Origin of the sequence: Mesorhizobium zhangyense (assembly GCF_011045115.1) — a bacterium.
Lineage (GTDB): Bacteria > Pseudomonadota > Alphaproteobacteria > Rhizobiales > Rhizobiaceae > Mesorhizobium_M > Mesorhizobium_M zhangyense.
Genome location: NZ_JAAKZG010000011.1, coordinates 32,087 through 58,006 on the forward strand (window position 1 = coordinate 32,087; position 25,920 = coordinate 58,006).

General features: G+C 60.9%; 26 protein-coding genes. 8 read left to right on the top strand and 18 right to left on the bottom strand.

The features are described 5' to 3' along the window. Positions 1-184: 184 nt before the first annotated feature. Positions 185-1,720: a YifB family Mg chelatase-like AAA ATPase gene (locus tag G6N74_RS21980; RefSeq protein WP_165120156.1), complete on the top strand. Its 1,536-nt coding sequence runs from the start codon at positions 185-187 to the stop codon at positions 1,718-1,720. 89 nt (positions 1,721-1,809) lie between these two features. Here G6N74_RS21980 and G6N74_RS21985 read toward each other — a convergent pair whose 3' ends face one another. From G6N74_RS21985 to dnaK, 10 genes are all read right to left on the bottom strand, one after another. Beyond that, positions 1,810-2,433 carry a transglutaminase-like cysteine peptidase gene (locus G6N74_RS21985; protein WP_165120157.1) on the bottom strand — a complete coding sequence of 208 codons (624 nt, stop codon included), beginning with the start codon at positions 2,431-2,433 and terminating at the stop codon, positions 1,810-1,812. 263 nt (positions 2,434-2,696) lie between these two features. After that, the gene (locus G6N74_RS21990; RefSeq protein ID WP_165120158.1) at positions 2,697-3,974 is read right to left on the bottom strand and encodes a polyhydroxyalkanoate depolymerase; all 1,278 of its coding nucleotides are present in this window, start codon (positions 3,972-3,974) and stop codon (positions 2,697-2,699) included. A gap of 207 nt (positions 3,975-4,181) precedes the next feature. Then, positions 4,182-4,472: a DUF1330 domain-containing protein gene (locus G6N74_RS21995; protein WP_091915604.1), complete on the bottom strand. Its 291-nt coding sequence runs from the start codon at positions 4,470-4,472 to the stop codon at positions 4,182-4,184. A 24-nt stretch (positions 4,473-4,496) separates the two neighbouring features. Further along, positions 4,497-5,195, bottom strand: a complete 699-nt coding sequence (gene pyrF, locus G6N74_RS22000) for an orotidine-5'-phosphate decarboxylase (RefSeq protein ID WP_165120159.1) — start codon at positions 5,193-5,195, stop codon at positions 4,497-4,499. Beyond that, positions 5,192-5,782, bottom strand: a complete 591-nt coding sequence (locus tag G6N74_RS22005) for an NADPH-dependent FMN reductase (protein WP_376767738.1) — start codon at positions 5,780-5,782, stop codon at positions 5,192-5,194. Before G6N74_RS22005 ends, pyrF begins: the two co-directional genes overlap by 4 nt. Positions 5,783-5,850: 68 nt before the next feature. Further along, a complete protein-coding gene (pmtA, locus tag G6N74_RS22010) occupies positions 5,851-6,459 on the bottom strand; it encodes a phospholipid N-methyltransferase PmtA (protein WP_165120161.1) in 609 nt (202 codons plus the stop codon). A gap of 114 nt (positions 6,460-6,573) precedes the next feature. Further along, positions 6,574-7,704: a molecular chaperone DnaJ gene (gene dnaJ / locus G6N74_RS22015; protein WP_165120162.1), complete on the bottom strand. Its 1,131-nt coding sequence runs from the start codon at positions 7,702-7,704 to the stop codon at positions 6,574-6,576. A 175-nt stretch (positions 7,705-7,879) separates the two neighbouring features. Then, positions 7,880-8,251: an acyltransferase gene (locus G6N74_RS22020; protein ID WP_165120163.1), complete on the bottom strand. Its 372-nt coding sequence runs from the start codon at positions 8,249-8,251 to the stop codon at positions 7,880-7,882. Positions 8,252-8,298: 47 nt separating this feature from the next. Next, positions 8,299-8,970 (bottom strand): acyltransferase family protein, encoded by a 672-nt coding sequence (locus G6N74_RS22025; protein WP_165120164.1) that lies wholly within the window; start codon positions 8,968-8,970, stop codon positions 8,299-8,301. A 186-nt stretch (positions 8,971-9,156) separates the two neighbouring features. Beyond that, positions 9,157-11,073 carry a molecular chaperone DnaK gene (dnaK, locus tag G6N74_RS22030; protein WP_165120165.1) on the bottom strand — a complete coding sequence of 639 codons (1,917 nt, stop codon included), beginning with the start codon at positions 11,071-11,073 and terminating at the stop codon, positions 9,157-9,159. Positions 11,074-11,288: 215 nt separating this feature from the next. On the opposite strand from dnaK, the gene G6N74_RS22035 reads away from it, so the two are divergent. Beyond that, the gene (locus G6N74_RS22035; RefSeq protein ID WP_165120166.1) at positions 11,289-12,410 is read left to right on the top strand and encodes a zinc metalloprotease HtpX; all 1,122 of its coding nucleotides are present in this window, start codon (positions 11,289-11,291) and stop codon (positions 12,408-12,410) included. On the opposite strand, the gene G6N74_RS22040 is transcribed toward G6N74_RS22035, so the two are convergent. Then, on the bottom strand, positions 12,411-13,397 hold the full coding sequence (locus tag G6N74_RS22040; protein WP_165120167.1) for a Gfo/Idh/MocA family protein: 987 nt from the start codon (positions 13,395-13,397) through the stop codon (positions 12,411-12,413). It abuts the gene before it with no gap. A 263-nt stretch (positions 13,398-13,660) separates the two neighbouring features. On the opposite strand from G6N74_RS22040, the gene G6N74_RS22045 reads away from it, so the two are divergent. Continuing rightward, positions 13,661-14,185 carry a Panacea domain-containing protein gene (locus G6N74_RS22045; RefSeq protein ID WP_165120168.1) on the top strand — a complete coding sequence of 175 codons (525 nt, stop codon included), beginning with the start codon at positions 13,661-13,663 and terminating at the stop codon, positions 14,183-14,185. A gap of 289 nt (positions 14,186-14,474) precedes the next feature. On the opposite strand, the gene pheT is transcribed toward G6N74_RS22045, so the two are convergent. The 6 genes from pheT to infC all read right to left on the bottom strand — a co-directional run bounded on the left by pheT (position 14,475) and on the right by infC (position 20,201). Beyond that, positions 14,475-16,880: a phenylalanine--tRNA ligase subunit beta gene (gene pheT / locus G6N74_RS22050; RefSeq protein WP_165120169.1), complete on the bottom strand. Its 2,406-nt coding sequence runs from the start codon at positions 16,878-16,880 to the stop codon at positions 14,475-14,477. Positions 16,881-16,902: 22 nt separating this feature from the next. Further along, on the bottom strand, positions 16,903-17,988 hold the full coding sequence (gene pheS / locus G6N74_RS22055) for a phenylalanine--tRNA ligase subunit alpha (RefSeq protein ID WP_165120170.1): 1,086 nt from the start codon (positions 17,986-17,988) through the stop codon (positions 16,903-16,905). Positions 17,989-18,085: 97 nt separating this feature from the next. Next, the gene (rplT, locus tag G6N74_RS22060; protein ID WP_165120171.1) at positions 18,086-18,487 is read right to left on the bottom strand and encodes a 50S ribosomal protein L20; all 402 of its coding nucleotides are present in this window, start codon (positions 18,485-18,487) and stop codon (positions 18,086-18,088) included. A gap of 31 nt (positions 18,488-18,518) precedes the next feature. Beyond that, positions 18,519-18,722: a 50S ribosomal protein L35 gene (rpmI, locus tag G6N74_RS22065; RefSeq protein WP_091915627.1), complete on the bottom strand. Its 204-nt coding sequence runs from the start codon at positions 18,720-18,722 to the stop codon at positions 18,519-18,521. A gap of 198 nt (positions 18,723-18,920) precedes the next feature. Beyond that, on the bottom strand, positions 18,921-19,541 hold the full coding sequence (locus tag G6N74_RS22070) for a methyltransferase family protein (protein ID WP_165120172.1): 621 nt from the start codon (positions 19,539-19,541) through the stop codon (positions 18,921-18,923). A 123-nt stretch (positions 19,542-19,664) separates the two neighbouring features. Next, positions 19,665-20,201: a translation initiation factor IF-3 gene (gene infC, locus G6N74_RS22075; RefSeq protein WP_165120274.1), complete on the bottom strand. Its 537-nt coding sequence runs from the start codon at positions 20,199-20,201 to the stop codon at positions 19,665-19,667. A 205-nt stretch (positions 20,202-20,406) separates the two neighbouring features. Between infC and G6N74_RS22080 the strand changes: the two genes are divergently transcribed. The 4 genes from G6N74_RS22080 (at position 20,407) to G6N74_RS22095 (ending at position 23,918) form a co-directional block, all read left to right on the top strand. Then, positions 20,407-21,180: an alpha/beta hydrolase gene (locus G6N74_RS22080; RefSeq protein WP_165120173.1), complete on the top strand. Its 774-nt coding sequence runs from the start codon at positions 20,407-20,409 to the stop codon at positions 21,178-21,180. 2 nt (positions 21,181-21,182) lie between these two features. Continuing rightward, the gene (locus tag G6N74_RS22085) at positions 21,183-22,325 is read left to right on the top strand and encodes a benzoate/H(+) symporter BenE family transporter (protein ID WP_205826806.1); all 1,143 of its coding nucleotides are present in this window, start codon (positions 21,183-21,185) and stop codon (positions 22,323-22,325) included. 220 nt (positions 22,326-22,545) lie between these two features. Beyond that, positions 22,546-23,007: a DUF2852 domain-containing protein gene (locus G6N74_RS22090; protein ID WP_165120174.1), complete on the top strand. Its 462-nt coding sequence runs from the start codon at positions 22,546-22,548 to the stop codon at positions 23,005-23,007. 152 nt (positions 23,008-23,159) lie between these two features. After that, the gene (locus G6N74_RS22095; RefSeq protein ID WP_165120175.1) at positions 23,160-23,918 is read left to right on the top strand and encodes a M48 family metallopeptidase; all 759 of its coding nucleotides are present in this window, start codon (positions 23,160-23,162) and stop codon (positions 23,916-23,918) included. Positions 23,919-23,949: 31 nt separating this feature from the next. Here G6N74_RS22095 and G6N74_RS22100 read toward each other — a convergent pair whose 3' ends face one another. Then, complete coding sequence (locus G6N74_RS22100; protein ID WP_246245870.1) at positions 23,950-24,858, bottom strand: LysR family transcriptional regulator; 909 nt, start codon at positions 24,856-24,858, stop codon at positions 23,950-23,952. A 300-nt stretch (positions 24,859-25,158) separates the two neighbouring features. Between G6N74_RS22100 and G6N74_RS22105 the strand changes: the two genes are divergently transcribed. After that, a complete protein-coding gene (locus G6N74_RS22105) occupies positions 25,159-25,818 on the top strand; it encodes a phosphoribosylanthranilate isomerase (RefSeq protein WP_165120277.1) in 660 nt (219 codons plus the stop codon). The last annotated feature ends 102 nt before the right edge of the window (positions 25,819-25,920 follow it).

Here is a 25,920-nt window from a genome sequence, read left to right on the forward strand (position 1 = left end):
GCCCCGCCCGCCCAGGAAAAGCCATGCAACGTTCCAGCGCCGCAACCGGCCTCAACCCGGTTGCAATCTGCGCGGCAATTTTGTTCCCGTCTTGTTCTTGATTTGCTCTACAATCTATGCTTGTCTGACGCAGGGTTATCACTGGGCTGGGCATTCGATGCCCGCGCATGCGTCGGGGGACGGCATGGTATCGCGCGTACGCACGGTTGCATTTCAGGGCATCGAGGCGGTTCCCGTCGACGTGCAGGTAATGGTCGCGCCCGGTAAAGTCGGCATGCACATCGTCGGCCTGGGCGACAAGGCGGTGGCCGAAAGCCGTGAGCGGGTGCAGGCGGCCCTGCATGCATCCGGCCTGTCGATGCCGTCGAAGAAGGTCACCGTCAATCTCGCACCGGCAGATTTGCCAAAGGAAGGCAGCCACTACGACCTGCCGATCGCGCTCGGCCTGATGGCGGCACTTGGCGCCGTCCCGGGCGACGCGCTCTCCGGCTATGTCGTGCTTGGCGAATTGTCGCTCGACGGCACGATCGCCGCGGTGTCCGGCGCGCTGCCGGCAGCGATGGCCGCCAATGCCGAAGGCAAGGGCCTGATCTGTCCGGCCGCCTCAGGGCCGGAGGCGGCATGGGCAGGCTCGGAGATCGACATCTTGGCACCGCGAAGCCTGATCGCCATTGCCAACCATTTCCGTGGCACGCAGGTTCTGTCGCGGCCGGAGGCGAGTATCCACGCGCCGGCTTCGGACCTGCCGGACCTTGCCGATATCAAGGGCCAGGAAAGCGCCAAACGTGCGCTGGAAGTCGCAGCAGCAGGCGGTCACAATCTGATGATGGTCGGGCCGCCCGGATCGGGAAAATCCATGCTCGCGCAGCGCCTGCCATCAATCCTGCCGCCGCTGGCGCCGAAGGAACTGCTCGAAGTCTCGATGATCGCCTCGGTTGCCGGCGAGCTCGCGGGCGGCAGGCTGACCGACCGGCGGCCCTTTCGCGCGCCGCACCATTCCGCATCGATGGCGGCGATGGTCGGCGGCGGATTGCGGGTGCGTCCGGGAGAGGTTTCGCTCGCTCACAACGGCGTCCTGTTTCTCGACGAATTCCCGGAGTTCTCGCCTCAGACGCTCGACGCGCTGCGCCAGCCGCTGGAGACCGGCGAGTGCATGATCGCGCGCGCCAATCATCGCGTCACCTATCCGGCGCGCATCCAGCTGATCGCGGCCATGAACCCGTGCCGCTGCGGCATGGCCGGCGAGCCCGGTTATCGTTGCGCGCGCGGCCCGCGCTGCCAATCGGATTATCAGGCGCGGATTTCAGGTCCGCTTCTCGACCGGATCGACCTGCGCATCGAAGTGCCGGCGGTTTCGGCGAGCGACCTGATCCGGCCCGGTGCGGCGGAAAAGAGTGCCGCGGTGGCGGCACGCGTGGCGACCGCCCGCGCCATTCAGCGGGACCGTTTCGAGCGCGTCGGGGTTTCGGCGTCGCTCACCAATGCGCATTGCGCAACCGCGCTCATCGAAGAGATAGCCAAACCTGATGCAGCCGGCCTGTCGCTGTTGCACGATGCAAGTGAAAAGCTCGGCTTTTCGGCGCGCACCTATCATCGCGTGCTGAAAGTAGCGCGCACTTTGGCTGACCTCGACGGCAATGAGACCGTCGGCCGCATTCATCTCGCGGAGGCTATTTCCTACCGGATGACGGGCGAGCGGCTGTCGCAGGCGGCCGCATAGAACGGAAGAGGTCGCCTGCCGCGAAAAGCACGGCAGGACGTGACGTGGTCGTTGTCCCAAAACCGCTGCACAGTTTTGAGCGACGGTCGTTATTGCACCGCGCCGACGAGCGGTGCCTGGCCTTCACGGATCGTGACCCAATGGCCGGTATGATCGCTGGCCTGACGCTTGAGGAAGCGATAGCCTGTCTCGTCCCACTGGCGCACGGTATCCGTCAGATTGTCGAGGACGAAGTCACCCTTGTCGGTTCGCACGGTCAGAACCGCATGGCCTTCACCGTCCGGCTTGCGCACTACGGTTATCAGCAGGTTGGATACCGACAGACCCTTGTGGATCAGTTGCCGGCGCTTTTCGAGCACGTAGTCCTCGCAATCGCCGACGCCGTTATCGGGATAGGCCCAGACCTCGTCCTTGCCGTAGATGTCGAAATCATTCATCGGCGTGACAGCGCGGTTGACCTCAAGGTTGACCGCAACAAGCGTCTTCCAAAGAGACCCGGTGACGCGTTCGGGAACCGAGTTTCGCGAGCGTATGGAACATTCGGAGGGATTGATCTTGCAGAATTCGTAGTGACCGATCGGCTGCGAAGTGAGACCGCCGGTGACCATCGGCGACGACGCGAAAGCCGGCGAGATCGACCATGCAGTCGCCGTCAAGCCGATCATCAATGCCACACGCCTGGATGCGCACCACGCTTTCGGTGAGGAGTTCATTGCCCCGGTCCCGTTCGCCCTGTTTGTTAACAAAACGTTAAGGTCCGTGATGGGTCAATGTCAATTACGGCGAAGGGATGATTGACTTCATGGTTACCGACGAGGCCGGACAGCGACGATTTTGCAACAGAAGGCCCGGCCCTCAGGCAAATTGGTAGATCGGCCTGCACGTATAGGTCGAGCGCGGGATATCAGAACCGACAAGCATCCCTGTCCTGATCAAAAGGACAGGGTGTTATCTTGCGTCCTACGCTCAATGGCGGTCAGGACTTGCCGGAGCGTACCAGTCGCGGCTTCTGCGGCACGCGGCTTTGCCGGCCATAGCTGCTGATGAAATCAGAAATACGCGGCACAATCTCCGACCGGAAGCGCGAACCGTTGAACACGCCGTAGTGACCGACCGCCGGCTGCATATAGTGGGCGCGCATGTCGTCGGGGATGTTGACGCAAAGGTCGTGGGCTGCCTGGGTCTGCCCCAAGCCCGAAATATCGTCGTTCTCGCCTTCGATCGTCAGCAGCGCCACATTGCGGATGGCTGCCGGATCGACCGGAACGCCGCGATGGGTCATCTCGCCCTTGGGCAGGGCGTGGCGGACAAACACCGTATCGACAGTCTGCAGGTAGAATTCGGCGGTCAGGTCCATCACCGCCAAATACTCGTCATAGAAGTCCCGGTGCTTTTCGGCGCCATCGCCGTCGTTCTTCACAAGGTGCATGAAGAAGTCCTTATGGGCGGTGATATGCCGGTCAAGATTCATGCTCATGAAGCCCGAAAGCTGCAGGAAGCCGGGATAGACATCGCGGGTGAAGCCGGGCACCGGCCAGGGCACCTGCATGATGACGTTGTCGCGGAACCAGTCGATGCCCTTTTCCTCGGCCAGAAGATTGACCGCAGTGGGGTTGCGGCGCGTATCGATCGGCCCGCCCATGAGCGTCATCGTCGCCGGCGCGAAACGATCGCCGCGCGCTTCCATGATCGCCGCGGCGGCCAGAACCGGCACCGACGGCTGGCAAACCGCCATCACATGGGTGTCGGGACCCAGCGCATGCAACATGTCGATGACATAGTCGATATAGTCGTCGAGATCGAACCTGCCTTCGGAAACCGGCACCATGCGCGCGTCGGTCCAGTCGGTGATGTAGACATCTGCATGCTGCATCATCGCTTCGACCGTGCCGCGCAGCAAAGTCGCGTAGTGGCCCGACATCGGCGCTACGATAAGCAGCTTCTGGTCCGGCCGGCGCGCGGCAGGCAAGGCACGATCAAAATGCAGGAGATTGCAGAAAGGGCGCGACCAGACGATCTTTTCCGTCACCGGCACGGTTTTCCAGTCCACCACCGTCTGCGGAAGATCGAAACGGGGCTTGCCGTATCGGCGCGTCGTGCGTTCGAAGAGTTCGGCGGTCGCTGCGATCGACCTGCCCCATTGGGTGTGCGAGAACGGGTTGAGCGGATTCGAATAGAACATCTTCACCGCGTCGGCATAGGCTCTCGCCGGCTGAAGCGCCGCGTGGTTCATTTCATAAAACTGATAGAACATTCGAGAACCTTCTCCGGCCAGACAGCCGTCCGGAAGCTTTTTGCGCCCTATTACAAGGTAGCGCGAAATTGTTGCAGCGCAATACGTCACGCTGCGTGAATTATGCTCATACTTTGGTCCAAGGTGTTGAAAAACCGTTGCAGCCGGTGCTTGCCGGCTCACAAATCGTCATTTTGCATTGCAACAGCCAGCCAGCCTGACGCAGCGTCAGGCTGGCCCTTCCACCAATACGATCTCGCCATCGGCGAATTTCTGCCGGATAGCCTTCGCCGCCTGGTATTCGGGTGAGTTGTAGCAATCGCGCGCTGCCGCCAGTGACGGAAACTCAATCACTACATTGCGCGCGCGGCCGGGGCCTTCGACGACCTCATGCGCACCGCCGCGAACGAGAAAATTGGCGCCAAAGCGCTCGAAAGCGGGCTTCGCGGTAGAAACATAATCCTTGTAGCCCTCGGGGTCGCGAACATCGACGCGAGCGATCCAGTATCCCTTGGCCATCTTGTCCTCCAGAATCTTCTTTGTTCAGGCCTGCGCCATTTCGGCGAGGATAGCTTGCGCCGCCGCTCGTCTGTCAACCGCCGCGACCACTGGACGTGCGACGACGAGGTGGCTGGAGCCGTTGCGGATGGCCTGGGCCGGCGTCACGACGCGTTTCTGGTCGCCACGCTCGCTGCCGGCCGGGCGAATGCCCGGCGTCACGACCGCCATGTCCGGCCCGACGATCTTGCGCACGGCGGATGCTTCGTCGGCCGAGCAGACGATGCCGCCCATGCCCGCCTGCAATGCCTGTTCGGAGCGCCGCAGCACCAGCGTGTGCGGATCATATTCGTAGCCCGCGTCGATAACGTCCTGCTGGTCCATGGAGGTCAACACAGTCACGGCAAGCAGGCAGAGATCGCTTCCCCTGGCAGCCTCGACCGCGGCTCGCATCGCCTTGGGATAGGCGTGCAGCGTCAGCATGGACACGCCCATCTTGACGATGTTTTCGACGCCCTTGGCCACCGTGTTGTCGATGTCGAGCAGCTTCATGTCGAGGAAGACTTTGGTTCCGCCGCTTGCCAGCTCGCGGGCGAAATCGAGCCCGCCGGCAAAGGCAAGCTGGTAGCCGATCTTGTAGAAGGAGACGACGCCTTCGAGCTCGCGAACCGCAGCTTCCGCTTCCTTCAGCGTCGGCACATCCAGGCCGACGATCAGGCGGTCGCGCATCGTTTCAACCGTCATGCGTCAATCCTTGTCGAAACCATGCGAGCGCGCTCGATCAGCGTGCGCGCGACATTTTCCATGGCGTGGCGAAGGCGTTCTTCCCTGAAGTCGCCGTTCTCGTCAAAGGCTTCGCTCGCATGGGCAACGGAACATTGCGGCGTGATGATCTCGACCTGACAGTTCATCAGCACCGAGCGCAGGTGATAAAGGCCGCGAATGCCGGCGAAATTGCCATCCGACGACGAGCATAGCGCCGCGACCTTGCCGGCATATGGCTTGAAGGGGCGGCCGCCATCCTTGCGGACGCGGCTGACCCAGTCGATCGCATTCTTCAACAGCGGCGGGATCGATGAGTTGTATTCGGGGCTGGCGATGAGGAACCCGTCATGCGCGGCGATCTGGCGGCCGAGCTTGACGGCGTTTTCCGGGACGCCTTTTTCCGCCTCGAGATCCTCGTCCATGATCGGCAGAGAATAGTCGCCAAGCGAAATGCGGGTGACTTCGGCGCCTTGAAGGACCAGTTCCTTGACCGCCACGTCAGCGGTCCTGCCGCTAAACGCACCGGTGCGGATCGACCCGGCAAAGACGAGAATTCGGGCAGTCATCAGCATGGCTCCTGTTCACCCGGGGTATAGGCGAACTGGTGTTCTAATCAACCGTCAAGATTGCAGCGTCAACCGTTTGCGCCGCGGCGATAGATCCAGAGCTGCGCCGGAGGAATGTTGCGGATGACGAAGTCGAAATGCTCGACCCTATAATCGCCTCGTCCGGCAGGAACCGGCGACAACGGCCCATAGGTGATCTGGACAACCGGTCGACCAGAAGGCAGCCGATCGAGAATGTCATTGATATAGGCGATCCGCTTGGAAACCGGGAAATTCAGCAAAGGAACGCCGGAGATCGCGCAGTCGAACTGAATCCGGTCCTTGGGGCCAAGCGTCTCGTCAAGGTTAAAGGCGTCGCCCTGGATGACGTTGACGCCGGGATATCCCCTTCTCACGTGATCGACGAATTCTTCCGAATATTCGATTGCGTAGAGGTTCTGCGGCTTGATGCCCCGAGCCAGGATCGCCTTGGTGATGACGCCGGTGCCAGGCCCGAGCTCCAGAACGGGCAGACCGGAGGCCGGGTTGATGATGGAGGCCATGCGGCGGGCGGTGATGGAGCTTGTCGGGATGATGGACCCGACAGCCTTGGGCTTATCGATCCAACCCTTGAAGAAGCGCAGTTCGTCGTCGAACTTTGTCGCGAGCGACTTGCGCAGACCAGACCCACGAGCCATCGGCATATTCTCCTGCATTCCGTGCGCCCCGGTGTGATCTTTACGTCACGTAATCTGTGACGCAAGACAAAACGGAGCCAATCGTCGCAAAACCAACAGCTTGCGGTTGCTGCTCTACTCTCCGAAAGACTCGAAAAAGTCCTTCATGCGCGAGAAGAACCCGCTCGACTGCGGGCTGTTGTCCTTGGATGAAAGCTGCTCGAATTCTTCCAGAAGCTCGCGCTGACGCTTGGTCAGGTTCTGCGGCGTCTCGACCGCCGTCTGGATATAGAGGTCGCCGATATTGGGCTGGCGCAGAATTGGCATGCCCTTGCCCTTAAGGCGGAACTGACGGCCGTTCTGCGTGCCTTCCGGCACTTTCACGCGGGTCTGCGTGCCGTCGAGCGTTGCCACCTCGAACGAGCCACCGAGCGCTGCGGTGATCATCGAGATCGGCACCTTGCAGTAGAGGTCTGCGCCGTCGCGCTGGAAGAACTCATGCGGCTTGACCGAAAGGAAGATGTAGAGGTCGCCCGAAGGCCCACCGCGCAGGCCGGCCTCGCCTTCACTGGCGAGCCTGATGCGCGTACCGTCCTCGATGCCGGCCGGAATATTGACCGACAGCGAGCGCTCTTCGGTGACACGGCCCTGGCCGGAGCATTTCGCGCACGGGTCCTTGATCATCTGGCCGCGGCCCTGACATTGCGGGCAGGTGCGCTCGATGGAGAAGAAGCCCTGGCTGGCGCGAACGCGGCCGGAGCCGGAGCACATGGTGCAGGTCACCGGCTGCGTGCCGGGCTTGGCGCCGGAGCCGGAGCAATCGGTGCAGGAGATAGAGGCCGGCACATGGATCTGCGCGGTCTTGCCGGCAAATGCCTCTTCCAGCGTGATTTCCATATTGTAGCGAAGGTCGGCGCCACGTTCGCGGCCACCGGAGGAGCGGCGCTGGCGGCCACCCATCATCTCGCCGAAAATATCCTCGAATATGTCGGAGAAACCCCCGCCACCGCCGAAACCCTGCCCGCCGCCATTCATGCCGCCGTTCTCGAAGGCGGCGTGGCCGAAACGATCATAGGCCGCGCGCTTCTGCGGGTCCTTCAGCGTCTCATAGGCTTCGTTGATTTCCTTGAACTTGTGTTCGCAGGCATTGTCGCCGGGATTGCGGTCCGGGTGGAACTGCATCGCGAGCTTGCGAAAGGCACTCTTCAGTTCCTTCTCGTCAGCGCCCTTCTGGACGCCCAAGGTTTCGTAGAAATCAGCTTTCATCTTATCCCATAAACCGGAAGGGCAATGTCTTTGCGCATCGTTTCGTCCGTCTGCTTGCGGCAACTGGCACCGATTTAGTAAACCGCGAGCCCATATGCCATAGGGCAGGGCAGTCAAACGCGCAGTTTTCGCCAGAAAATCAGTGCTTGCGGCAAGTAAAACGGGTTTGTGGCCCTTAGGCAGCACTTCTCCCGGCCGCTGGCTTCGGCGCTTCGCCGAAACGAGCGTTGAGATAACGGCTCACCGGACCTTCGAAATAGCGGTCGGAAAGCAGGGCCACCACGATGACGGTCAATGCCGGCAAGTACCAATAGGTGTAAAATCCTACGACATTCATCGGCTCGACGATTTTGCGCCACACCACCGCGAGCAGGATGCTCTCGATGACGGGATGGATCATGTAGATGCCGAAGGAAACCCGGCCGATGGGGTGAAGCGGCTTGAGGTAGTAAGCGGCCTCGGCTTCGTTGCGTTCGGCAAGCGCTGCAAGAAAGGTCGCCGCTGCCAGCAGCAGCACGATTACATAGGCGTTCTGAAGCGTTGCCATGGCCGTGATCGCGGCGATAAAGAACAGCCAGCCCGGCAAAAGGCTTTTCAGCTTCCACCGGCTGTCACGCACAGCAATGGCGACCAGCGCGCCGAGGGCGAAATCGGCGAAGGCCCGATACGCCCCCAGGTATTGGCCTGCAACCAGCTCGGGAACGGAATCCAGCCGAGCGCTACCGCGATTTCCAGTGCGACGATTGCCGAGCCCGCGACGGCAGCCAGCCCCAAAATTCCGTACCAGCGGTAGGCGATAACGAGAACCGGTAGCGTGAGATAGCAGAACCATTCGGCCGAAAGCGTCCAGCCGACATAGTTGAAGGTCAGAACGTCGGTCAGGCCCCAGGCCTGAACCAGAGCGATATTGGCCGGCAAGGCCGACCATGCGTAGCGCTCGGGCTGGTCGGACTGGACCAAGCCTAAATGCAGCGCAACCGCGACAATGCAGAAGAACAACAGCGTCGCCAGGTACAGCGGATAAAGCCGCGCTAAGCGCCGCACGATAAAGCGCCGGAACGAGCCCGGCTCGGTCATCAGTGTGTCGGCATAGCGCAGCATGATCAGGAAGCCGGAGATCATGAAGAACATCTCCATCAGCGGCAGCAGGCGGTAGAGTGCAGCACTCGCCGCCTCGTGCCCCGGCGGTGCATAGCGCAGGAAATGCCACATCATCACAGCAAGTGCTGCAGAAAGCCGCCAGACTTCGAGTGTCCTGAAATGCACGCGTCCCTATCCCAGCCCATCACCGACGGCGGAACTGCCGTGCGGCATATACCGATATTGCTACTACCCCGCGGCTAGGTTGGCCGGGTTTCCTTTAGACAAGCTTAATGCGCGCTGAAGTTGTAGCCTGCAGAAACAAAAAGCCCGGCGCGATGGCCGGGCTTTCATTCCTACCTGTAAATCGGATCAGGCCGACTTTTTCTTGTCGTCGTCTTCGTTGATTTCTTCGAAATCAGCGTCGACCACGTCGGAGTCCTTGGCAGCATCGGCTGCGGCATCAGCCTCGGCCGCTTCCTTCTGCGAATTCTCGTACATGGCCTGGCCGAGCTTCATCGAGACTTCGGCAAGCGTCTGCGTCTTGGCGCCGATGTCGTCGACATCGTCACCTTCGGCAGCCGTCTTCAAGGCAGCGATCGCATCGGAGATCGCTGTGCGGTCGGCTTCCGTAACCTTGTCACCATAATCCTTGAGCGACTTCTCGGACGAATGCACCAGAGCCTCGGCCTGGTTGCGGGCCTCGACGAGGCCGCGGCGCTTCTTGTCGGTCTCGGCATTGGCTTCGGCGTCCTTGACCATCTTCTCGATGTCGGCGTCCGAAAGACCGCCAGAGGCCTGGATGCGGATTTGATGCTCCTTGCCGGTGCCCTTGTCCTTGGCCGAGACGTTGACGATGCCGTTGGCGTCGATGTCGAAGGTCACTTCGATCTGCGGCACGCCGCGCGGTGCCGGCGGAATGCCGACGAGATCGAACTGGCCGAGCATCTTGTTGTCGGCAGCCATTTCACGCTCGCCCTGGAAGACGCGGATCGTCACGGCCGATTGCGAATCCTCGGCGGTCGAGAAGACCTGGCTCTTCTTGGTCGGGATCGTGGTGTTGCGCTCGATAAGGCGCGTGAACACGCCGCCGAGCGTCTCGATGCCGAGCGACAGCGGGGTCACGTCGAGCAGCAGCACGTCCTTGACGTCGCCCTGCAGCACACCGGCCTGAATGGCGGCGCCCATGGCAACGACTTCATCCGGGTTGACGCCCTTGTGCGGCTCCTTGCCGAAGAACTGCTTCACGATCTCCTGGATCTTGGGCATGCGGGTCATGCCGCCGACCAGAACGACCTCATCGATTTCACCGGCCTTGAGGCCGGCATCCTTGAGGGCTGCCTTGCAGGGCTCGACCGTGCGCTGGACGAGATCGTCGACCAGCTGCTCGAACTTGGCGCGGGTGAGCTTCATCGTCAGGTGCTTCGGACCCGAAGCATCGGCGGTGATGAAGGGCAGGTTGATTTCGGTCTGGGCCGATGAGGAAAGCTCGATCTTGGCCTTTTCCGCAGCTTCCTTGAGGCGCTGAAGGGCGAGCTTGTCGTTCTTCAGGTCGATGCCCTGTTCCTTCTTGAACTCGGCCGCCAGATATTCGACCAGACGCATGTCGAAGTCTTCACCGCCGAGGAAGGTGTCGCCATTGGTCGACTTCACTTCGAAGACGCCGTCGCCGATTTCCAGCACGGAAATATCGAAGGTGCCGCCGCCAAGATCGTAGACGGCAATCGTCTTGCCTTCCTTCTTGTCGAGGCCGTAGGCAAGGGCTGCCGCGGTCGGCTCGTTGATGATGCGCAGGACTTCAAGGCCGGCGATCTTGCCTGCATCCTTGGTGGCCTGGCGCTGGGCGTCGTTGAAATAGGCCGGAACGGTGATGACGGCCTTCTCGACCTTCTCGCCGAGATAGGCTTCCGCCGTTTCCTTCATCTTCTGAAGGATCATCGCCGAAATCTGGCTCGGCGACTGCTTGCGGCCGACAGCCTCGACCCATGCATCGCCATTGTCACCCTTGACGATGTGGTAGGGGACAAGCTTCTTGTCCTTTTCGGTGACCGGGTCGTCATAGCGACGGCCGATCAGGCGCTTCACCGCAAAAATCGTGTTTTCAGGATTCGTCACCGCCTGGCGCTTGGCCGGCTGGCCGACGAGGCGCTCGTCACCATCGCTGAAAGCGACGATGGAAGGGGTCGTGCGCGCGCCTTCCGCATTCTCGATGACCTTCGCGTCCTTGCCGTCCATGACGGCGACGCAGGAATTGGTCGTTCCCAAATCGATACCGATTACTTTAGCCATTTCTCTACTCTCCGCTAAGCAGGCTGCCAGGACCCATCAGGCGTTCCGACGGCAGCCCCTGTTCACAAGAAATTTCGCTGGCTTGGCCGTATCTGCGGCAGTTCCAGCGATTGTTGGGCGTATATAAGAACAGGCGCCACGGCGCGCAAGCGTCCTGACAACGATGCTGATGCCGGGAATAGGCAAATCGATACATCCATACCATATTTCATTGGATGAGCCCGAACCGAACGATCAATCTCTTCGCCCAACGCCGCAATCGCGTCGTCAACACGCTGCATACGTGGCTGCTGGGCGCGGCGAGCCTTTTCCTGCTCGCCATCACCGCCTGGGCTTTCGGCGGTGTGACGGGTGTGATCTTCGCCGTTATTTTCGGCGCGGTTTCGATGGCGGCTATACGCCGCGTCAGCCCGCAGATGGTGCTGGGCATGTACAAGGCCAAGCCGGTATCGCCCGAGATGTTTCCCACGGGCTTTCGCATCGTTTCGGAATTGTCGCGCCGAGCCGGCCTGCCTTCGACGCCGAAACTTCACGTCATTCCCTCGAAGATGATGAACGCCTTTGCGGTTGGGCGACGCGAAGATTCGGCCATCGCCATCACCGACGTGCTGGCGCGAAATCTTTCGACGCGCGAACTGGCCGGCGTTCTGGCCCACGAAATGAGCCATATCGCGCATGAGGACGTGAAGGTGATGGCCTTTGCCGACATGGTTTCGCGCTTCACCTCCATCATGTCGACCGTCGGGCTGTTTTCGCTTTTCCTCAACATCGGCGGCTTTTTTGGCGGCATGGGCCAGCAGATACCCTGGCTCGGCGTGCTGGTGCTGCTTGCCGCGCCGACGATCGGCGGCCTTTTGCAGATGGCGCTGTCGCGCACCCGCGAGTTCGACGCCGATCTGGGCGCCGCCATGCTGACCGGCGATCCGGACGGGCTGGCCTCGGCACTCGACAAGCTCGAGAAAGCGCAAGGCCGGCGCTGGGAGAATATTTTGCTTCCGGGCGGGCGCATTCCCGACCCTTCGATCCTGCGCACCCATCCAAGAACCGAGGATCGCGTCGCGCGGCTGATGGCGCTGAAAGCGGCGCAGGCGGCGGAAGACGGGATCGTTCTGCCGATGGGTATGCCAGCACAGCCACGGCCTTCGATCGTTCCGAAGATACGGCCTTCCGCAGGCTCGCCCTTGGAGCCGACTTGCAATATCCACGCGTTGCTGGCAATGCCGGAAGCACCGATTGCCGATGGCGCGGATATCGAGCTGCCGGCCTGCATCGCTTCGCTCAATCCGCCGCAAAGCGCGCCACGCGTCAGGTTCAGGCGCGGCGGCGTCTACTGGTGATCAGACCTTTTCCCAACCGTCATGCTCGCCGGCGCGGAAAATGGCGTCGATGACCTTCTGGTTGAGGACAGAATTTTCCAGCGTGAACACTTCGTCCTTGCCGCCCTGTGCGGCGCGGGCGAAGGCTTCGACTTCCAGCCGATATTGCTGCGTTCCGGGGAAGCGGAAGACCTGAGCCTCGGTGTGGCTCTGGTTGTGTAATTCGATGCGATGATGATCGTAATTGCCCGCGTTGAAGGGTGAAGCGACTTCGATAAAACCCTTGTCGCCGTGGAATACCATGCTCTGCCGCGCCGCCATCTGCGTCGAAAGGTAGAAAGATAATTCGAAATCGCCGAAATCGGCGCGGATCGACGAATAGATATCCGTGCCGAAACTCTTGTCGCGCTCGATGGTCGCCTGGACGCGAGCGGGCTCCTTGCCCGTCGAAAACCGGGTCGCAACGGTCGGGTAAACGCCGATGTCGGGCAGCGCGCCGCCGCCGAGATCGAGATTGTTGCGCATGTTGTCCGGATCGACATTGTAATAGGAAAACGCGCCCTGGACATGCCGCAGCCGCCCGATGGCGCCTTCGGCAATGAGGTCTCGCACCTTGATCCACTGCGGGTGGTAGACGACCATGAACGCTTCGCAGATCAGCACCTTCTTGCGGTCGCGAATCGCGATCAGCGGGACGATATCCCTGGCATCAAGCGCCAGTGGCTTCTCGACCAGCACATGCTTCCCGGCTTCGGCCGCCTTCGCCGCCCATTCGACATGCTGCGAGGTCGGCAGCGGGATATAGACGCCGTCGACCGTATCGGAGGCCAGAAGCTCGTCATAGGAGCCGAAGGCATGGGGCACACCGAACCGATCGGCGAGGGCTCGCGCCTTTTGCGCGTCGCGGCTGGCGATGGCTGAAATCACGCCATTCTGCGCGTCGGCGATTGCCGGCAAAAGCTGCTCGCGCGCGATCTTGGCGGTCGACAAAACGCCCCATCGAAACATTTTTTGGCTCCTTGCTGAACTTGCGCCGGAGCCTAGCTGCCGCTTCGCCACAAGGGAAGTGCGGCGGCGAAGCCTTAAAGAAATCGATAAAGGCGCTCAGACCCGGCCGTATTTAACGGCGGCAAACGCTATAACGACAAAGGCTTTCATTCGATGAAGTGTCAGCGATCATCGTAGTGGTTATGCTTTCACATAAGCTAGTTGACACTAGGAGATAATTCCTATACCTTGACAGGAAGAATCAAATCTGACTCATTCGAATCATGGCACGCTATCCGAAACTAAACGCGGCGGTTCATTACATAATCTCTCGTTGTCAACCAGACGACTTGGGAGCAACTAAACTTAACAAAATTCTATGGTTTGCGGACGTCACATATTTTGAGCGCTACGGTAAATCGATCACCGGTGACGAGTATGTGAAACGTCAATTCGGCCCGGTACCTAAACATGTTCCAATGGCTACAAGGGAATTGGAGGCATCAGGACAAATCATAAGCCGCGAGGCTGAATACTTCGGCAAGCCAAAGAGAGAGTTTTGGTCCTTGCAGGAAGCCAACATCGCTGGATTTGATCCGAATGCAATTGCGATAATCGATCAGATGATTGATTGGGTATGTCACAATCATACTGCGACGTCGATTAGCGACGAAACGCACGATCTTCTTTGGGAATCTGCCGAAATGGGGGACGTAATCCCTCTAGGCGCGGCTCTCGCTTTCCGCTCTGCTGAAATCACCGAGGAAGACATCGCCTGGGCCCTTCGGGAACTCGAAGCCGCTGAATGAGAATCGGACCTGGTAGCCGCGGCGCGTTTGAAGTTGTTGAATCTCCCAAAGTTACAGAACTTATCGAACAGGCTATCGCAGCCGATCCGCGAATAGCAGACTTGTGGGCTGGTTTGGTTTGGCTCATTGCGAGGAGCGGTCATAAAATCGGTGTGCCTATTCCCTTTCAGGGTAAAACTCACCGCATCTACAAGACGCTCCCAACGAAATCCGGGCTACCATCGTTGCGCGTAGTCTACTTTCACGACGTTGGACGCTTCACCATCAAGATACTTTCAATCGGTTGATCCTATCCCCGCAGCGCGCCGCCGGTCTGCTTTTTCACATTGTCGACGATGCGGCCGGCGAGCGCCTCAAAATCTTCGTCGGTCAGCGTCTTTTCTACCGGCTGGATCGAAACTTCGATCGCTATCGACTTCTTGCCTTCGCCCAGCGAAGCGCCTTCGAAGATATCGAAGACGGAGACACCGGTGATCAGCTTCTTGTCTGCCGAAAGTGCTGCGCGCGTCAGCGTTCCGGCTTCCACCGCCTTGTCGACGACGAAGGCAAAATCGCGCTTCACCGCCTGGAAAGCCGAAAGCTCCAGTTTCGGCTTGGTGCGGGTCGGCTTGGCCTTCGGCTCGGGGATCGCATCGACGAACACTTCGAAGCCGCAGAGCGGGCCTGACACGTCGAGCACTTCGAGCGTTTTCGGGTGGAATTCGCCGAATGTCCCGAGCACGGTCTTGGGGCCGAGCTTTATCACGCCCGAGCGGCCCGGATGATACCAGGACGGCGCACCCGTCTCGATCTGCAGCTTGTCGACCGGCGCGCCGCAGGCTTCCAGGGCTGCAATCGCATCGGCCTTGGCGTCGAACACTCCGACCGGGCCGGCATTGCCGCTCCAGCTGCGGCCGGAACCTTCGAGCTTCGCGGTGCCGCGGCGAATGCCGGCAGCCACCCGGCGCTGTTTTTCCGGCGTGTCGCCCTCATAGGTGCCCGACACTTCGAACAGAGCGACATCACCAAAGCCACGGTCGGCATTGCGCTGTGCAGCAGCGAGCAGGCCCGGCAGCAGCGAGGGCCGCATGTCGGACATGTCGGCGGCAATCGGATTGGCGAGCTTCAGCTCGTTCTGGCCGCCGCCGAACAGCTCGGCATGCTTTGCCGGGATGAACGACCAGGTAACGGCCTCCATCATGCCGCGCACGGCGAGCGCGCGGCGCGCGGCGCGGGTGCGGATCTGGAGCGTCGTCAGGATCTTGCCATTGACGGCATCATGCGCGCCCAGCGGCTGGGGCAGGATGTTATCAACCCCGTGAATGCGCATGACCTCTTCGACCAGATCGGCCTTGCCGTCGACATCGGGCCGCCACGACGGAACCTCGACATCGATCACGTCGCCATTGCCCAGCGGCTTGAAGCCGAGGCGCGTCAGAATATCGAGCGCTTCTGCCTTCGGAACCTCGATGCCGGTCAGCCGCTTCACTTCCGAGATAGGGAAGGAAACGATCTTGGGCGTGTGGCCGGCGTAGCCGGTCACGTCGATCTCGGTCGGCTCGCCGCCGCAGAAATCGAGCACCATGCGGGTTGCAAGCTCCAGGCCCGGAACCATGAATTCAGGGTCAACGCCGCGCTCGAAGCGGTAGCGAGCGTCGGTGATGATGCCGAGCGTGCGGCCGGTGCGGGCCGTCGTAATCGGGTCCCACAGGGCCGATTCGATCAGCACGTCGGTGGTGTTTTCGTCGCTGCCGGTGTGCTCGCCGCCCATGACGCCGGCGATGGAGTCGGCACCGCTGTCATCGGCGATGACGCACATCTCAGGCGTCAGCGTGTATTCGCGCTCGTTCAGCGCCAGCACCTTCTCGCCTTCCAGAGCCCGGCGCACGACCAGATTGCCGGCCACTTTCTTCAAGTCATAGACATGCAGCGGCCGGCCGCGGTCGAAGGTAAGATAGTTGGTGATGTCGACCAGCGCATTGATGGGGCGCAGGCCAATGGCGATCAGCCGCTGCTGCAGCCATTTCGGCGAGTGGCCGTTCTTCACGCCGCGCACGAGGCGCAAGGCAAAGCCGGGGCAGAGCTCCGGTGCCTCGATCGTCACCTTGACCGGGCATGCGCCCTTGCCTGCAACCGGCTCGACCGCACCAGTCTTCAGCGTGCCGAGGCCGCTGGCCGCAAGATCGCGCGCGATACCGTAAACGCCTGTCGCTTCCGGGTGGTTCGGCGTCAGGTTGATCTCGATGAGTGGATCGTCGAGCTTTGCATAGGTGGCGAAAGGCGTGCCGATCGGCGCATCGGCCGGCAAGTCGATGATCCCGTTATGCTCGTCGGAAAGCTCCAGCTCACGCTCCGAGCACATCATGCCATGGCTCTCGACGCCACGTATCTTGCCCACGGAAAGCGTGACATCGATGCCCGGCACATAGGTGCCGGGGGCAGCGAAAGCGCCGATCAGCCCGGCCCGGGCGTTGGGGGCGCCGCAAACGACCTGCACCGGCTTGCCGTCACCGATATCGACGCTCAGCACGCGCAGCTTGTCGGCGTCGGGATGTTTTTCGGCGGTGAGCACCTTGGCGATGACGAAGGGCTTTAGGCTCGCCTTATCATCGACGGCTTCGACTTCGAGGCCGATCGAGGTCAAGCGTTCGACGATTTCGCCGAGCGAAGCGTCGGTGTCGAGATGATCCTTGAGCCAGGATAGGGTGAATTTCATTTTTCTGTCCCTTGCCGCGCGATCAGTTGCTCAACCCACCGAACAAAGTCGGCATGTCGAGCGGGCGGAAACCGTAGTGCTGGAGCCAGCGGACATCGGCGTCGAAGAAGGCACGCAAATCCGGCATGCCGTATTTCAGCATGGCGATGCGGTCGATGCCCATGCCCCAGGCAAAACCCTGATACTCGTCGGGATCGACTCCGCCGGCGCGCAGCACATTGGGGTGAACCATGCCGCAACCGAGGATCTCCATCCAGTCAGAGCCCTCGCCGAAGCGCACTTCGCCCGGCCGCGAGCGGTCGCACTGGATATCGACTTCCAGGCTCGGCTCGGTGAACGGGAAGAAGCTCGGGCGGAAGCGCATGTTCAGCGACGGCACTTCGAAGAAGGCCTTGCAGAACTCTTCCAGCACCCACTTCATATTGGCGACGTTGGCCGTCTTATCGATGACAAGGCCCTCGACCTGATGGAACATCGGCGAGTGGGTGGCATCCGAATCCTGCCGGTAGGTCTTGCCGGGAATGACGATGCGGATCGGCGGCTTCTGCGTTTCCATGGTGCGGATCTGCACCGGCGAGGTGTGCGTGCGCAGCACCTTGCGCTCGCCCTTCTCGTCCGGGTTGAAGAAGAAAGTATCGTGCATCTCGCGCGCCGGATGGCCTTCCGGGAAATTCAGCGCAGTGAAATTGTAATAGTCGGTTTCGACATCCGGGCCTTCGGCGATGGCGAAGCCGAGATCGCCGAAGATTGCCGCGATTTCGTCGATGACCTGACTGATCGGATGAATGCGGCCGCGCTCGGCCGGCGACTGGCGCACCGGCAGCGTCACGTCGAGCTTTTCGGCGATAAGGCGCGCCGTGATCGCGACGTCCTTCAACTCACTCTTGCGCGTGGCGAGCGCTTCGGTCACCCGGTTCTTCAAGCCGTTGATTGCCGGACCCTTGGTCTGACGCTCTTCCGGCGTCATCGAGCCCAAGGTCTTCAGCAATTCCGATATGGAACCTTTCTTGCCAAGTGCCGACAGGCGAACGGCTTCGATTGCCTGTTCGTCGGCAGCCGACCCAATGTCGCTCAGCAGCGATTCTTCGAGCGTTGCAATATCACTCATGTCTCGGACCCGTTTTTGGCAAAGAAAAACCCGCGCCAGCCCTGCCGGCGCGGGTTTCCCAAATCATAAAATCGAAAGCTTGGGAAGCGCGGCGGCCTTAGGCGACTGCGCTTTCAAAAGCGTTCGGGGTGGTGTTCTTCAGGTATTCAAGCGCGACCTTGGCCTTGTTGACGAGCAGGACGAATGCCTGCGGCTCGTGGATCGCCATGTCGGACAGGACCTTGCGGTCGATCTCGATGCCGGCCTTGTTGAGACCGTCGATGAAGCGGCCATAGGTCAGGCCATGCTCGCGAACGGCAGCGTTGATGCGCTGGACCCACAGGGCGCGGAAATTGCGCTTGCGGTTCTTGCGGTCGCGGTAAGCATACTGCAGCGACTTCTCGACTGCCTGCTTGGCGATGCGGATGGTGTTCTTGCGACGGCCGTAGAAACCCTTGGCGGCTTTCAGGACCTTCTTATGCTTGGCGTGCGAGGTGACGCCTCTCTTTACACGTGCCATGTCATGATCTCCTTAAAACGCTTGGCCGGGCTCAAAGGCCGTTCGGCAGAAAATTCTTGATGACCTTCTTGGCATCGGGCTCAGCGAGAACCATGGTGCCGCGGGCATCGCGAATGAACTTGTTGCTGCGCTTGATCATGCCGTGGCGCTTGCCGGCGGCAGCCGACAGAACTTTACCGGTCGCAGTGATCTTGAACCGCTTCTTGGCGGCCGATTTGGTCTTCATCTTGGGCATTTTGCTACTCCGTTTCTTTAAGAGGTCCCCGTCGTGCCTGTGGCACTCCACGCCTCTTGTTGTTTGCTTCGGGCAGACCAATGCCCGAAAAGCATTAGAAACCGCCACGGCATGCCCTGCCGGACGGTTCTTGGACGCGGCCTTATAGCGATGCGCCGTCAAAAGCGCAACCGGTGAATCGCTGCCGGTGGCTTAAGGTCAATAAAGCCGCAGGAAGACCGGCAAATAACCGGCATTCTGGAGATATTCCACGAACTCGAAAAACGGATAGGCAGCCAGAAACAACAGGCCGTCCGTAAAAGTGCGGTAGAGGATCTGTGGTCGCACCGAAAGCAGTTCGCTTTCCTTGAAAAGGCTGAAGCGCGGGAAGAAGCGCGGCACCTCGCGCATATAGCGCTCGTAGGGTTCGCCGAAGGCCTGCTTCAGATAAGCCTCTTCAACGAGGGTGACCGAATGAAACGCCAGGTAGGTGATGATCGCGAAAGCGACCGCCACCGTAATGCTGCCGGTCATCGCGCCGATGCCCGCCGCGCCAATCGCGCTGAAGACATAGAGCGGGTTGCGGGTGACCGAATAGGGCCCGCCCCTGACGATCTCCGAGCCTTTGCGCCCGCCGATATACATCGTGCACCAGGTGCGGCCGAGGATGGCCGCCAGGATCGCGGCGCCGCCGAACATCTCGACATATTCGTGCAGGTCGTCGTCTGACACTATGGCCGACTGGACGAACAGCAGTGCTGCGAAAATCACCACGACGAGTATCGCAAGGACGATGCGTCGGCGCTGCTGGTAACGGCTCAATTCGGCGGACGGGGACATGGCGGCTCTCGGAAAAGCAAAGAAGGGCGCGGCGTGCAAAGGCGACGCCGTGCCCTTTCCAATCGGATCATGGCCAATTCAAGATGCGCGCTGTCCGCCATCAGGCGGACAGCGCTTGAAAGGTCAGCGCGGCGCCAGAACCATCATCATCTGGCGGCCTTCGAGCTTCGGCTCTGCCTCGACCTTGGCGATCGTGGCGACCTCTTCCCGAACCTTGTTCAGAAGCTGCATGCCGAGTTCCATATGGGCCATTTCGCGGCCACGGAAACGCAGCGTCAGCTTGACCTTGTCGCCTTCCTCGAAGAACCGGCGAACCGCCCGCATCTTCACCTCATAGTCATGGGTGTCGATGTTGGGGCGCATCTTGATCTCCTTGATCTCGATGATCTTCTGATGCTTGCGCGCCTCTGCCGCCTTCTTCTGGTTGGCGTATTTCAGTTTGCCGAGGTCGAGAATCTTGACGACCGGCGGCTGTGCGTTGGGGGATATCTCGACGAGATCGAGGCCTGCCTCTTCGGCGGCCAGCAGAGCATCGTTGATTGAAACGTCACCGCGATTGCTGCCATCTACATCGATGAGCTGAACCCGGGGCACCCGGATGTCGCGATTGGAGCGCGGGCCGTCTTTGGTGGGCGCCGCTGCTTTGAAGGGTCTGCGAATGGTCGTTGTCTCCTCGAACCGTTGACGTTCATTTCGTGGGTTGCGCCTATGTCGGTACGGCGCGGAGCAAGTCAATAGCACAGCAAACAGAATAAATCACCTGACTTGATATTGGCTCATCAAGCACGGCACCGACTGTGCTTTGTGGGCCTTTCCGCCGGATTCGACCTGTGTCAAAAGAGCGTCACCCGACAGGAAAGAAGACATGACCGAAACGCCACCGGACTTTCTTGACGTAGACGGCACCGCGATCGCCTTCCGTCATCTTGACGGCAAGGAGCCCGGAATCGTCTGGCTGGGCGGCTTTCGCTCCGACATGCTCGGCACCAAGGCCGAGACGCTGAGCGACTGGGCCGAACGTCACGGCCGCGCCTTCCTGCGCCATGACTACTCCGGCCACGGCGAGTCCGGCGGCGCCTTCGCCGACGGCACGATCTCCAAATGGCTCACCGAGAGCCTCGCCGTGTTCCGGAAGTTTACGCACGGCCGGCAAATCCTCGTCGGCTCGTCCATGGGCGCATGGATCGCGTTGCGGATGGTCGAGGAGCTGCGCAAATCCGGTGAAGGCGAGCGCATTGGCGGGCTGGTGCTGCTGGCGCCGGCGCCCGATTTCGTCTCCGAACTGATGGAACCGCAGCTCACCGAGGCGCAACGCCGCGATCTCAGGGAAAAAGGGTTTTTCGAGGAGCCGTCCGAATATTCGCCGGAACCCAATGTCTACACGCGGGCGCTGTTCGAAGATGGGCGAAAAAACCGGGTAATGACCGGGCCGATCGACACGCATTGTCCGATCCATATCCTGCAAGGGCTGGCTGACCCGGATGTGCCGCACAGCCACGCTTTGAAACTAGTCTCGTGCCTGCCTGCCGACGACGTCACGCTGTCTCTCATACCGGAGGGCGACCACCGCCTGTCGCGGCCGCAGGACCTCGACATGCTTTTGCGCGCAGTCGAAGCCATCAGCGCGCAGGTGGGCTGAAGATGCGGCTTTCCATTCCGGTATCCGCCTTCGTCGCGGCAATCGTTGGTTTTGGCGGCACGCTGGCGCTGATCATCGCTGCCGCCGATGCGGTCGGCGCGTCGCGCGAGCAGACGGCAAGCTGGGTCACCGCGATCTGCCTCGCCATGGCGTTCGAAACAGCCTGGCTGAGTTGGCAAACCAAAATGCCGGTCATCTCGGCATGGTCGACGCCGGGGGCAGCGCTGATCGCTGCCAGCTCCGGGTTCAACATGAATGATGCCGTCGGCGCTTTCATCGTGACGGCGGCTCTTCTGATCATCACCGGCCTGTTCAAGCCGCTGACGCGGCTCATCGCGAAAATCCCCGCCTCGGTCGCCTCGGGAATGCTCGGCGGCATCGTTGTCACTTTCGCGATCAATGCGGTGAAGACGGTTCCGGTCGACCCCATCCTCATCCTGCCGCTGATCGCGGCGTTCTTCATCATCCGGGTGTTCAATCCGGCGCTTTCGGTGCTGGCGGTGCTGGTTGGCGGCGGTGCGATCGCCTTTTTGACCGGCCGCGTCGGCGGGCTGCCCACGCCTGAGCTTTCGACGCTGACGCTGATCAGCCCGTCCTTCTCGCCCGCCGTCATCGTCGGGCTGGCGATACCGCTCTACCTCGTGACCATGGCCTCGCAAAATCTCTCCGGCCTCGCCGTGCTGCGCGCTGCCGGTTACGATCCGAACCCCGGGCCGCTGATTTCCGTGACAGGATTATTCTCGCTGCTGACGGCCCCCTTCGGCGCGCTGACCACCAATCTGGCGGCAATCTCCGCAGCAATCTGCACCGGGCCGGACGTTCATCCCGACCCGGCCGAGCGCTGGAAGACCGGACCGTTCTACGCGCTCGCCTATCTCATCTTCGCCATCTTCGGCGCATCGCTGGTGGCGATCTTTGCCGTGCTGCCGCAGAGCCTGATCGTGCTGGTCGCCGGTCTTGCGCTGATGGCGCCGCTGGCCAATGCGCTGTCGATCGCGCTCAAAGACGAGGGCGAACGCATGGCCGCCACGACAGCTTTTGCTGTGACCGCCTCGGGGCTGACGCTGTTCGGCATCGGCGCCGCATTCTGGGGTCTGGTTGCCGGAATGATCGTGCTCGCGCTCGATTTTCTCAAAAAACGCTGAGGCAAAACGCAAAAAAGCGGAATCAATTCCTCGGAAAGAATTATTCGTAGATTCAAAGTATTACAGCATCCGTTGGGCGTTCAACTCCCCTTCGGCGCTGTAATTTTTCCAAAAGCTTGTCCGGTTTTCAACAAAACCGTCTTGAATAGCCATTTTTCCGTTCCCATTTCGAATTGAAGCAGCCGGATTGGCTGCCTCCAACTGAAGGAACCGGAGAAACATGAACACGACTGCACTGATCCGTCCGGCATGGACGCCGGCAACCATCGCGTTGATGGTGATCGGCTTCATGGTGTTCTGGCCGCTTGGCCTCGCCATGCTTGCCTACATCATCTGGGGCGATCGGCTTGAAGGCTTCAAGCGCGACGTAAACCGCGCAACCGACGGCATCTTCGCCGGCTGCCGCCGCGGCTCCGACAAGGCTGCCCGCTGGGGCAAGGGCTCCTACACGCCCACCGGCAACGTCGCCTTCGACGACTGGCGCGAGAAGGAACTCGAGCGCCTTGCCGAAGAGCGCCGCAAGCTCGACGAGACGCTGGCCCAGTTCGACGACTATGCCCGCGAACTGCGCCGCGCCAAGGACCAGGAAGAGTTCGACCGCTTCATGGCCAACCGTAACAAGTCGACCGCGACGACGACCACCAAGCGTGGCGGCAAGCCCGGCCTGCTCGATGAAGCATAAGGCTCTGTCCTGACAACACGTTCAAACGGCGTCGCATTCGCGGCGCCGTTTTCCTTTGTGCCTCTGCCGTTCCTCCCGATCAAAATTCCGCCCGAAAGACCTGTGCTTTTCAGGTAGAATTCCTTCCATCGCGAATCACACACCGTCACCTGATGCCCTTCGGTTTCCTGAAAAAATTGCAGGCCCGCCCCGTAGCTCCGGTGCTTGAGCGGGAGCATGTCGTCGCCGGGCGTACGCTGCCCTTGCGCATCGTCGAGAACGATCGCGCGCGGCGGCTGACTCTGCGCATCGATTCAGGCGGCCGCGGCCTGCGCATCACCGTGCCACCCGGCCTGGCACGCGGCGAGGTCGACCGCTTCCTGCACCGGCATCAGGGCTGGCTGGAACAGCGTCTGGCCAAAGTGCCAGATCGCCCGCAGGTGCGGCCGGGCATAAAAATACCCGTTCGCGGCGTGCCGCATATGATCGTGCATGAGCCCGGCAAACGCGGAACGGTAACGGTTTCGCATGACGACGCCGGCCCGACGCTGGTCGTGCATGGCGACCGGCTTCATCTGCCGCGCCGCATTGCCGATTTCCTCAAGCGCGAGGCCAAGCGCGATATCGAACAACTGGTGGCGAAGCACGCAGCGGCAGCTGGCCGCAAGGCCAAGGCGATCCGCTTTCGCGACACCTCGAGCCGCTGGGGCTCCTGCACGTCAGACGGCACGCTCTCCTTTTCATGGCGCATCATGATGGCGCCGGCACCGGTGATAAATTATCTCGTCGCGCACGAAGTGGCGCATCTGCGCGAGATGAACCACGGCCCGAAATTCTGGAAGCTCTGCGAGGAGCTTTGCCCCGATACCGAGCGCTGCAAGGCCTGGCTGAAGCGCAATGGCGGCGCACTTCAGGCGATCATGTTCGAGTGAGCGAATACGAATATGAGGGGCGATCGGCCCGTCAGGCCGTTACGTCAGCGCTGTTCGCTTCCTTCAGCCACTCTTCCATAAAATCCAAAAACGCCTGAACACGCGGGGCGTGAAAGCGGCCCTTCGGCATCAGCACCCAGAGCGAGATCGTATCCGAGCGATTTATGTCAGTCAGGATTTCAAGCAGCCGACCCTCGCGGACAGCCTGTCCCACCACAAAATCGGCCAGGCGAACGATACCTTGGCCCGCAATAGCCATATCAAACAGCATGCCGACATTGTCGCAGGAAAAAGTTCCTTTTGGCTGGAACCGCACAAGGCCGTTTTCGGCCGCGAGCGGCCAGGTCGTGGGCGACTGGCTCAACAATGCTATACAGTTATGTTTCTCCAGGTCAGCAGCCGAAAGCGGCGTCCCAGCTCTTTCCAGATAGGATGGAGCGGCGCAAATAAGGCGACGCCCTTCCGCCAACTTGCGAACAACCAGATCGGACCCCGCTGACGGACTGCCTCGAATGACGATGTCGACCTGCTCGGCAACCGGATCGATGAGGCGGTCGGTCAGAGTGAGGTCCACCGAAACCTCGGGATAGCGATGCAGGAACGCCGGAACTGCATGCAGCAAGGTTTGTCGGGCAAAACCGGTGCTGGAGTTGATGCGCAAGCGACCTTTCGGCTGGCTACGGGCGGAGGAGACATCAGCCTCGGTGCGGCCAATAAGTTCGAGGATTTCGCGCGCCCGCTCAAGATAGAGCGAGCCTTCCGACGTCGGAGCCAACCTTCTCGTCGTGCGGGTCAGGAGCCTCACGCCGAGCCGGTCTTCGAGGCGCGAGATCAGCTTCGATAGGGCTGATGGCGTGACGCGCAAATCCTCAGCCGCCTTGGCGAAGGAGCCGAGGTCCACGATGCGCACGAAGGCATTCATATCGTCTGACACGGCCATTCATGATTTCCAGTCATGAGTGAAGCCACCATGTAACTGATTATCTAGCGTTCTGGAAATGATATCCGAACTGCATGACTTCTCCCCTGGAGACCGCCATGCGTCGCGATACTGAAATACTGCAACCTCCCGGCCCGGAACCGTTGGCAGCGATCGACTATGACCACATTCGAGCAATCGCCGTGATAGAGCGTCGCAAGGCCATCTACGCTTTTCCGAGCGTCGTTTACGGCTGGACCAAGTCAGTATTTCAAAGGCTATTCTCGACTTTTCGATCTTTTCGTGGCAATTCCCCCGGCCATGGCGCTCGACATCAAAATCTGTGGCCTGAAGACCGATGAGGCCCTTGCCGCCGCCCTTGCCGGCGGCGCGAGCCATGTCGGCTTTATTTTCTTCCAGAAGAGCCCGCGAAACATCGATCCGATCGAAGCCGGACGGCTGCGTGAAACCGCGCGCGGGCGTGCCAAGGCGGTCGCGGTGACCGTCGATGCGGACGACGAGACGCTCGACCATATCGTCGCTTCGATGTCGCCCGACATGCTGCAGCTTCACGGCCACGAGACGGTCGAGCGCGTGGCCGAGGTCAAGGCGCGCTATGGCCTGCCGGTGATGAAGGCTTTTGCCATTCGCGAGGCAGCCGATCTCGACGCAATTGCTCCTTACGTCAGCGTTGCCGACCGCTTCCTGTTCGATGCCAAGCCGCCGGTGGGATCTGAGCTTCCGGGCGGCAATGGCGTTTCCTTCGACTGGCGGCTGCTTGCGGGCCTCGAGGGCCAAGTCGACTATATGCTTTCCGGCGGTCTCAACGCCGCCAATATCGGCGAGGCCTTGCGTCTTACCAACCCGCCCGGCATCGACATATCGTCTGGTGTGGAAAGCGCTCCCGGCGTCAAGGATGTGGCGCTGATCGACGGGTTCTTCCGCGCCGTGCGGGCGGCGACAGATAATCGCGCCGCCTGACGATGTGCAGAGACCAGTTTACATTTAGCCCCCGAAAGGCTTAAGGCTCGGCAAGATCGCGCAAGGGCAGGAAAAAGGCTGTCCTGCTGTCGCCCGGACCAA

Excerpts from the sequence above, each read along its gene's own strand:
- G6N74_RS21980 (WP_165120156.1), top strand. The coding sequence starts at position 185 with ATGGTATCGCGCGTACGCACGGTTGCATTTCAGGGCATCGAGGCGGTT.
- G6N74_RS21985 (WP_165120157.1), bottom strand. The coding sequence starts at position 2,433 with ATGAACTCCTCACCGAAAGCGTGGTGCGCATCCAGGCGTGTGGCATTG.
- G6N74_RS21990 (WP_165120158.1), bottom strand. The coding sequence starts at position 3,974 with ATGTTCTATCAGTTTTATGAAATGAACCACGCGGCGCTTCAGCCGGCG.
- G6N74_RS21995 (WP_091915604.1), bottom strand. The coding sequence starts at position 4,472 with ATGGCCAAGGGATACTGGATCGCTCGCGTCGATGTTCGCGACCCCGAG.
- pyrF (WP_165120159.1), bottom strand. The coding sequence starts at position 5,195 with ATGACGGTTGAAACGATGCGCGACCGCCTGATCGTCGGCCTGGATGTG.
- G6N74_RS22005 (WP_376767738.1), bottom strand. The coding sequence starts at position 5,782 with ATGACTGCCCGAATTCTCGTCTTTGCCGGGTCGATCCGCACCGGTGCG.
- pmtA (WP_165120161.1), bottom strand. The coding sequence starts at position 6,459 with ATGGCTCGTGGGTCTGGTCTGCGCAAGTCGCTCGCGACAAAGTTCGAC.
- dnaJ (WP_165120162.1), bottom strand. The coding sequence starts at position 7,704 with ATGAAAGCTGATTTCTACGAAACCTTGGGCGTCCAGAAGGGCGCTGAC.
- G6N74_RS22020 (WP_165120163.1), bottom strand. The coding sequence starts at position 8,251 with ATGGCAACGCTTCAGAACGCCTATGTAATCGTGCTGCTGCTGGCAGCG.
- dnaK (WP_165120165.1), bottom strand. The coding sequence starts at position 11,073 with ATGGCTAAAGTAATCGGTATCGATTTGGGAACGACCAATTCCTGCGTC.
- G6N74_RS22035 (WP_165120166.1), top strand. The coding sequence starts at position 11,289 with ATGAGCCCGAACCGAACGATCAATCTCTTCGCCCAACGCCGCAATCGC.
- G6N74_RS22040 (WP_165120167.1), bottom strand. The coding sequence starts at position 13,397 with ATGTTTCGATGGGGCGTTTTGTCGACCGCCAAGATCGCGCGCGAGCAG.
- G6N74_RS22045 (WP_165120168.1), top strand. The coding sequence starts at position 13,661 with ATGGCACGCTATCCGAAACTAAACGCGGCGGTTCATTACATAATCTCT.
- pheT (WP_165120169.1), bottom strand. The coding sequence starts at position 16,880 with ATGAAATTCACCCTATCCTGGCTCAAGGATCATCTCGACACCGACGCT.
- pheS (WP_165120170.1), bottom strand. The coding sequence starts at position 17,988 with ATGAGTGATATTGCAACGCTCGAAGAATCGCTGCTGAGCGACATTGGG.
- rplT (WP_165120171.1), bottom strand. The coding sequence starts at position 18,487 with ATGGCACGTGTAAAGAGAGGCGTCACCTCGCACGCCAAGCATAAGAAG.
- rpmI (WP_091915627.1), bottom strand. The coding sequence starts at position 18,722 with ATGCCCAAGATGAAGACCAAATCGGCCGCCAAGAAGCGGTTCAAGATC.
- G6N74_RS22070 (WP_165120172.1), bottom strand. The coding sequence starts at position 19,541 with ATGTCCCCGTCCGCCGAATTGAGCCGTTACCAGCAGCGCCGACGCATC.
- G6N74_RS22080 (WP_165120173.1), top strand. The coding sequence starts at position 20,407 with ATGACCGAAACGCCACCGGACTTTCTTGACGTAGACGGCACCGCGATC.
- G6N74_RS22085 (WP_205826806.1), top strand. The coding sequence starts at position 21,183 with ATGCGGCTTTCCATTCCGGTATCCGCCTTCGTCGCGGCAATCGTTGGT.
- G6N74_RS22090 (WP_165120174.1), top strand. The coding sequence starts at position 22,546 with ATGAACACGACTGCACTGATCCGTCCGGCATGGACGCCGGCAACCATC.
- G6N74_RS22095 (WP_165120175.1), top strand. The coding sequence starts at position 23,160 with ATGCCCTTCGGTTTCCTGAAAAAATTGCAGGCCCGCCCCGTAGCTCCG.
- G6N74_RS22100 (WP_246245870.1), bottom strand. The coding sequence starts at position 24,858 with ATGGCCGTGTCAGACGATATGAATGCCTTCGTGCGCATCGTGGACCTC.
- G6N74_RS22105 (WP_165120277.1), top strand. The coding sequence starts at position 25,159 with ATGGCGCTCGACATCAAAATCTGTGGCCTGAAGACCGATGAGGCCCTT.